The 7118-nt window shown below is 64.2% G+C and carries 7 protein-coding genes; 4 read left to right on the top strand and 3 right to left on the bottom strand.

Annotated elements, in window-relative coordinates; all coding sequences use genetic code 11:
- Together EN780_RS23425 and EN780_RS23420 are read right to left on the bottom strand one after the other, a co-directional pair.
- Nucleotides 1–271, bottom strand: a 271-nt coding sequence (locus EN780_RS23425; RefSeq protein ID WP_128275454.1) for an SDR family NAD(P)-dependent oxidoreductase, incomplete at its 3' end; no start/stop codon positions are given.
- Nucleotides 268–1113: an SDR family NAD(P)-dependent oxidoreductase gene (locus EN780_RS23420; protein WP_128275453.1), complete on the bottom strand. Its 846-nt coding sequence runs from the start codon at nt 1111–1113 to the stop codon at nt 268–270. The genes EN780_RS23420 and EN780_RS23425, both read right to left, overlap by 4 nt.
- 103 nt (nt 1114–1216) lie before the next feature.
- On the opposite strand from EN780_RS23420, the gene EN780_RS23415 reads away from it, so the two are divergent.
- Nucleotides 1217–2089 carry a helix-turn-helix transcriptional regulator gene (locus tag EN780_RS23415; protein ID WP_128275452.1) on the top strand — a complete coding sequence of 291 codons (873 nt, stop codon included), beginning with the start codon at nt 1217–1219 and terminating at the stop codon, nt 2087–2089.
- Between the two features lie 13 nt (nt 2090–2102).
- Here the strand turns inward: EN780_RS23415 and EN780_RS23410 are convergent, their stop codons facing one another.
- Nucleotides 2103–2732: a TetR family transcriptional regulator C-terminal domain-containing protein gene (locus EN780_RS23410; protein WP_127311434.1), complete on the bottom strand. Its 630-nt coding sequence runs from the start codon at nt 2730–2732 to the stop codon at nt 2103–2105.
- A 254-nt stretch (nt 2733–2986) separates the two neighbouring features.
- Here EN780_RS23410 and EN780_RS23405 point away from each other — a divergent pair, with 254 nt between their 5' ends.
- The 3 genes from EN780_RS23405 to hydA form a co-directional block, all read left to right on the top strand.
- Nucleotides 2987–4315 (top strand): aspartate aminotransferase family protein, encoded by a 1329-nt coding sequence (locus EN780_RS23405; protein ID WP_127283263.1) that lies wholly within the window; start codon nt 2987–2989, stop codon nt 4313–4315.
- Between the two features lie 70 nt (nt 4316–4385).
- On the top strand, nt 4386–5636 hold the full coding sequence (locus EN780_RS23400; RefSeq protein WP_128275451.1) for a Zn-dependent hydrolase: 1251 nt from the start codon (nt 4386–4388) through the stop codon (nt 5634–5636).
- A gap of 64 nt (nt 5637–5700) precedes the next feature.
- On the top strand, nt 5701–7118 hold a 1418-nt coding region (gene hydA / locus EN780_RS23395; protein WP_128275450.1), incomplete at its 3' end, for a dihydropyrimidinase.

Here is a 7118-nt window from a genome sequence, read left to right as displayed (position 1 = left end):
GCCCAAGCCCCTTGCCGCCGCTTGCCGCCAGGACAAGATGATCGAAAGGCCCGAGGCCGTCGAAGAACCGCCGGACTTCATTCGGCATGGTCGCATCGAAGGCTGCCTTGCCGACGGTGCCGCCAAGGCTCTTCCAGGCGTCCTTGAGCTTGTCCTCGTTGCGGCCGGTGATCGTCACTTTCATGGCGGGACCGACCAGCCGCCTGGCCGTGGCCAAGCCGATGCCGGACGAGCCGCCGATAATGACGCAATGTTCGATTTTCTCATTCATGACTGTTGTTCCCTGGTTGTGGCTGAGGCGCGCTCGATCAGTTCGAGGCTCAATGAGTGCAACTGCCGGCGGGCCTTTTCGTCGTAGGCCTGGGCGTCGGCGCGGGATTCGCGCTGGCCGTCGAAATAGAGGCCACTGCGGCCCTCGAGCGCCGGCGACGTCGCAAGATTGAGGATGGCCTCGGCGCCGGTCTCGACCGAGCTCCACGGCGTGACGCCCGCCTGCCGGACCATGGTCGTGTCCATGTAGCTTGCTGGATGCAGCGCGTTGACGGTGACGCCGCTGCCTTTCAGCTCTCCGGCCAGATCGACGGTGAACAGGATCTGCGCCAGCTTGCTCTGGCAGTAGGCGCGCACGCCGCTATAGTTGCGGGTCAGCATGACGTCGTCGAAATCGATCGCCTGCTGGCCGGCCGAGGCGACATTGACGATGCGCGCCGGCGCGCTCGCCCTGAGCAGCGGCAGCAGCTCCGAGGTCAGCAGGAACCCGGCGAGATAGTTGACGGCGAAGCGCAGCTCGTAGCCGTCGGCGCTGACCTGCCTTTTCGACGCTTCGCCGGCAGTGCCGATACCGGCATTGTTGATCAGGATGTCGAGCCGGTTTGTTCTGGCGCGCACGGCTTCGGCGAGGCGCCTGACCTCGGCAAGCGAGGAGAGATCGGCAACGAGAAGCTCGGCCTTGCCGCCCGCGGCCTCGATGGCGGAAGCGACTGCCTTGCCTCGGCCTTCATCGCGGCCGTGCACCAGCACGCGGGCGCCGCTTGCGCCGAGCCGTTCCGCGACCATGCGGCCGACGCCGTCGGTCGATCCGGTGATGAGGACGGTCTTGTCTTTCAAGTCCATGTTCAGAGCCACCATGTTTTGCCCTGAACGCAAGATGGGGCGCGGCGCGCATCCCAAACAGTTCAAACTTTATCCTGGTATCAATACTGCTATAATGAGCCCCATGGATACGATCTCCCATTCGCCGGAAGACAGCCGCCGGCGCGAGCTTGGCGCCTTCCTGCGCTCGCGCCGCGAAAGGCTTTCGCCCGAGACCGCCGGCATCGCCTGCGGCGCGCGCCGGCGCACGCCGGGGCTGCGGCGCGAAGAGGTAGCGATGATCGCCGGCGTCGGCACGACCTGGTACACCTGGCTTGAACAGGGCAGGGACGTCCGTCCCTCGGTGGAAGTCCTGACGGCGCTGTCGGAGGCGTTGCGCCTCGATGCAGTCGAGAAGCGTCATCTGTTCATCCTTGCCGGCCGCCAGCAGCCGGAGCGGCGCATTGTGGTGCCGGAAAAGGTCGACGGTCCGCTGTTGCACATGCTGCAAAGTCTCGTCCTGCAGCCGGCCTATGTCGTCGGCCGGCGCTGGGACGTGCTGGCCTGGAATCCGGCTGCGGTGGCCGTGTTCGGCGATTATGGCCTGCTGGAGGGCGACGCCCGTAACATCGTCCACATGGTGTTCACCAGCCCGCACCACCGCCGCCTGTTGGTCGACTGGGAGGAACTCGCGCGCGTGGTGCTGGCTTCGTTTCGGGCGGAGAGCGCCAAATATGTCGGCGATCCGGATTTCGACCGGCTGATCGCGTTGATGATGCGCTCAAGCCCCGAGTTCCGCGACTGGTGGCCGCGGCGCGACGTGGCGCGAAAGCTGACCGGCGTGAAGCACGTCCGGCATCCGACCGCGGGCGCGATGGTGTTCGAGCATATGAGCCTGTCGATCGATGACGGTTCCGACATGCGGCTGATCGTCTACACGCCGCTTGCCGAGCAGAATTCGATCGCCAAGCTGCAAAAGCTGCTCGATGCGCTGCCCCCTGAACGGCGCAGCGCCTGACGCCATCCGACGTTCAGCCCTTCGGCTTCAGCCCATCGATGAACAATTGCTCGAGGAACCGGGCGGCATCCTCGAAGCGGCCGTCGCCGCCGCGGTCGGGGCCGAGCACGGCGCGCACCTGGACGTCGAAATCGGCATAGTGCTGCGTCGTCGCCCAGATCGAGAAGATCAGGTGCCAGGGGTCGGTGCGGGCGATCTTGCCGGCGCGCATCCAGCCCTTGATGACGGCGGCCTTCTCGTCGACCAGCGTTTTCAGCTCGCCTTCCAGCAGGGGCATGATGCGCGGCGCGCCCTGCAGGATCTCGTTGGCGAAGAGCCGGCTTTCGCGCGGGAAATCGCGCGCCATTTCGAGCTTGCGCCTGATGTAGCTGCGCAGCTCGGTGAGAGGGTCGCCGATGTCGTCGAGTTCCCTGAGCGGCGCCAGCCAGGTCTCGAGCAGCCGCTCCATCAGCGTTTCGTGAATGTCTTCCTTGCGGCGGAAGTAGTAGAGCAGGTTCGGCTTCGACATGCCGGCCGCTTCGGCGATCTGGTCGATGGTCGAGCCGCGAAAACCGTTGGTGGAGAAGACCTCGAGCGCGGCTTCCAGGATCAGCTCGCGCTTTTCCTGCTGGATGCGGGTGCGGCGGGGAGCGGAACCTTCCATGGCGGCCGTCACCCCTGCAAACCTTCGCCGCGAGCGCCATCTGGACCAATTCTCTGGACCAGTTTTTCCTTGGCCTGTGGAGCGCGCTTCGGATGCGGCATTTCCGTTAGTAATCCCTTGACCGCCGACATGGCGGTGCTAACGTTTGTCCAATCGGTCAAAATTTGCGTAGCACGAAAACGCAGCTGAGACCAAGTGCTGGGAAGACCAAGCGTTAGCCGCACCGAAACAGGTTACAAGGGGAAGTCTTGGTCATGTCCAACCGGCTGAAAGTCACGCCGAACGATCTCAGCGCATTCTGGATGCCGTTCACGGCGAACCGGCAGTTCAAGCAAGCGCCTCGCATGTTCGTGTCCGCCAAGGACATGCATTACACGACCAGCGACGGCCGCAAGGTGCTCGACGGCACCGCCGGTCTCTGGTGCGTCAATGCCGGCCACTGCCGGCCGAAGATCACCGAGGCGATCCAGCACCAGGCGGCCGAGCTCGACTATGCGCCGGCCTTCCAGATGGGCCACCCGATCGTCTTCGAACTGGCGAACCGCCTGGTCGACATCGCGCCGAAGGGCATGGACCATGTCTTCTTCACCAATTCGGGTTCGGAATCGGTCGACACCGCGCTGAAGATGGCGATCGCCTACCACCGTGCTAGGGGCGAAGGCTCGCGCACCCGCCTGATCGGCCGCGAGCGCGGCTATCACGGCGTCAATTTCGGCGGCATCTCGGTCGGCGGCATCGTCAACAACCGCAAGATGTTCGGCACGCTGCTCGGCGGCGTCGACCATATGCCGCACACGCATCTGCCGGAAAAGAACGCCTTCTCGAAGGGCGTGCCGGAACACGGCGCGGAACTCGCCAACGAGCTGGAGCGCATCGTCGCGCTGCACGACGCGTCGACCATCGCGGCGGTCATCGTCGAGCCGGTGGCCGGCTCGACCGGCGTCATCCTGCCGCCGAAGGGCTATCTGCAGAAGCTGCGCGAGATCTGCACGAAGCACGGCATCCTGTTGATCTTCGACGAGGTCATCACCGGCTTCGGACGCCTCGGCACGCCGTTCGCCGCCGACTATTTCGGTGTGACGCCTGACATCATGACGACCGCCAAGGGCGTCTCCAACGGCGTCATCCCGATGGGCGCGGTATTCGTGACGAAGGAGATCCACGACGCCTTCATGACCGGACCCGATCACATGATCGAGTTCTTCCACGGCTATACCTATTCAGGCAATCCGATCGCCTGTGCCGCCGCGCTCGGCACGCTCGACACCTACAAGGAAGAGGGCCTGTTGACCCGCGGCGAAGAACTGGCGCCTTACTGGGAAGATGCGCTGCATTCGCTGAAGGGCGAGCCGAACGTCATCGATGTCAGGAACATCGGCCTGATCGGTGCGATCGAGCTGGCGCCGATCGCCGGGCAGCCGACGAAGCGGGCCTTCTCGGCCTTCGTCAAGGCGTTCGAGCACGGCTTGCTGATCCGCACCACCGGCGACATCATCGCACTGTCGCCGCCGCTGATCATCACCAAGGGCCAGATCAACGAATTGATCGACCATCTGCGGGATGTGCTGAGGTCGATCGACTAGACCTGCTTTGTCCGGTGGGGCGGCGTCGGGAACCGCCGCCCAATCGGGTAGTGAAATGAGAGGACTTTGAATGGCCGCCCCGGGCGAGAATCTGCGAATCAATTCAGACCGTTTGTGGGATTCCATCATGGAGATGGCGAAGATCGGCCCCGGCATTGCCGGCGGCAACAATCGCCAGACCGTGACCGACGAGGATGGCGAGGGCCGGCATCTGTTCAAGCGCTGGTGCGAGGCCGCCGGCCTCGAAATGGGGCTCGACGAGATGGGCACCATGTTTGCCCGCCGCGAGGGCACCGATCCCAGTCTGCCGCCGGTCTATGTGGGCAGCCATCTCGACACCCAGCCGACCGGCGGCAAGTATGACGGCGTGCTCGGCGTGCTCGGCGGGCTGGAAGTCGTGCGCTCGCTCAACGATCTCGGCATCAAGACCAAACACCCGATCGTCGTCACCAACTGGACGAACGAGGAAGGCGCGCGCTTCGCGCCGGCGATGATGGCGTCCGGCGTCTTTGCCGGCGTGCTCGACCAGGCCGATGTCTACGAACATGTCGACAAGGACGGCAAGAAGTTCGGCGAGGAATTGGAGCGCATCGGCTGGAAAGGCGCCGAGAAGGTCGGCGAGCGCAAGATCCACGCCTTCTTTGAACTGCATATCGAGCAGGGGCCGATCCTCGAGGATGAAGGCATCGACATCGGGGTTGTCACGCACGGCCAGGGCCTGAAGTGGCTGCAGGTGACGCTGACGGGCAAGGAAGCGCATACCGGCTCGACGCCGATGCCGAAGCGACGCAATGCCGGCCTCGGCATGGCGCGGGTGATCGAGCTGGTGCACGAGATCGCCATGGACTACCAGCCGGACGCGGTCGGCGCGGTCGGCCACATGCAGGCCTATCCGAACTCGCGCAACATCATTGCCGGGCGCACCGTCTTCACCATCGACATCCGCTCGCCGGAAAAGGAGGTGCTCGACGCCATGGACGCGCGCGTGCGCGAAGGCATCGACACGATCTGCGATGCGCTCGACATCAAATACCAGATCGAGCAGGTCGGACATTTCGATCCGGTGAACTTCGACAAGAACTGTGTCAAGGCGATCCGCGATGCCGCCGAACGGTTGGGCTACACCCACCGCAACATCGTCTCGGGTGCCGGCCACGACGCCTGCTGGATCAACCGCGTTGCCCCTACGGCGATGGTGATGTGCCCCTGCGTCGACGGGCTCAGCCACAACGAGGCTGAGGAGATATCCAAGGAATGGGCCGGCGCCGGCGCTGACGTTTTGTTCCATGCGGTGGTGGAGACGGCTGTCATCGTCGAGTGAGGTCCGGAATCTAGAATTCAACGCTGCTCGCAAAGAAGCGCGACTAGAACAGGGGAACATGAAAATGACCAAAGTCATCAGGAACGGCACCATCGTCACGGCCGACCGCACCTGGAAGGCCGACGTGCTGATGCAGCACGGCAAGATCGTCGCCATCGGCTCGAACCTGCACGGCGACCATGAGTTCGACGCCACCGGCTGCTACGTCATGCCGGGCGGCATCGATCCGCACACCCATCTCGAAATGCCGTTCATGGGCACCTATTCGGCCGACGATTTCGAATCCGGCACCCGCGCGGCGCTTTCGGGCGGCACGACGATGGTGGTCGACTTCTGCCTGCCGGCGCCGAAACAGTCGCTGCTCGAAGCGTTGCAGATGTGGGACAACAAGACCTCGAAGGCGGCCTGCGACTATTCATTCCACATGGCGGTCACCTGGTGGGGAAAGCAGGTGTTCGACGAGATGGCGACCGTCGTCGACAGGGGCATCACCTCGTTCAAGCACTTCATGGCCTACAAGGGCGCGCTGATGGTCGACGACGACGAGATGTACGCGTCGTTCCAGCGCTGCGCCGATCTCGGCGCGCTGCCGCTGGTGCATGCCGAAAATGGCGACGTGGTTGCAGCCCTTTCGCAGAAGCTGCTCGCCGCCGGCAACAACGGTCCGGAGGGGCATGCCTATTCGCGGCCGCCGGAGGTGGAAGGCGAGGCGACCAACCGCGCCATCATGATCGCCGACATGGCCGGCGTGCCGCTCTATGTCGTGCATGTCTCCTGCGAGCAGGCGCATGAGGCCATCCGCCGCGCGCGCCAGAAGGGGATGCGGGTGTTCGGCGAGCCGCTGATCCAGCACCTGACGCTCGACGAGAGCGAATATTTCAACAAGGACTGGGACCACGCCGCGCGCCGCGTGATGAGCCCGCCCTTCCGCAACAAGCTGCACCAGGATTCGCTGTGGGCCGGCCTGCAGGCCGGATCGCTGCAAGTGGTGGCGACCGACCATTGCTCGTTCACCACGCAACAAAAGCGCAACGGCGCCGGCGACTTCACCAAAATTCCGAACGGCACGGGCGGGCTCGAGGACCGGTTGCCGGTGCTGTGGACCACTGGCGTCAACACCGGCCGGCTGACGATGAACGAGTTCGTCGCGGTGACCTCGACCAACATCGCCAAGATCCTCAACATGTATCCGAAGAAGGGCGCCATCGTCGAAGGCGCGGATGCCGACATCCTGGTCTGGGATCCGAAGCGCAAGAAGACGATCACCTCGAAGAAGCAGCAGTCGGTGATCGACTACAATGTGTTCGAAGGCTTCGAGGTGACCGGCCTGCCGCGCTTCGTCTTCTCACGCGGCGAACTGTCGATCGAGGAGGCGGAGGTCAAGGCCAAGGTCGGCCATGGCGAATTCGTCGCCCGCGAGCCGAACGCCGCGGTCAACCGGGCGCTGTCGACCTGGAAGGAGATTTCCGCGCCGCGCAAGGT

Origin of the sequence: Mesorhizobium sp. M4B.F.Ca.ET.089.01.1.1, from assembly GCF_004022605.1 — a bacterium.
Lineage (GTDB): Bacteria > Pseudomonadota > Alphaproteobacteria > Rhizobiales > Rhizobiaceae > Mesorhizobium > Mesorhizobium abyssinicae.
This window is presented reverse-complemented; position numbering and strand designations above follow the sequence as displayed.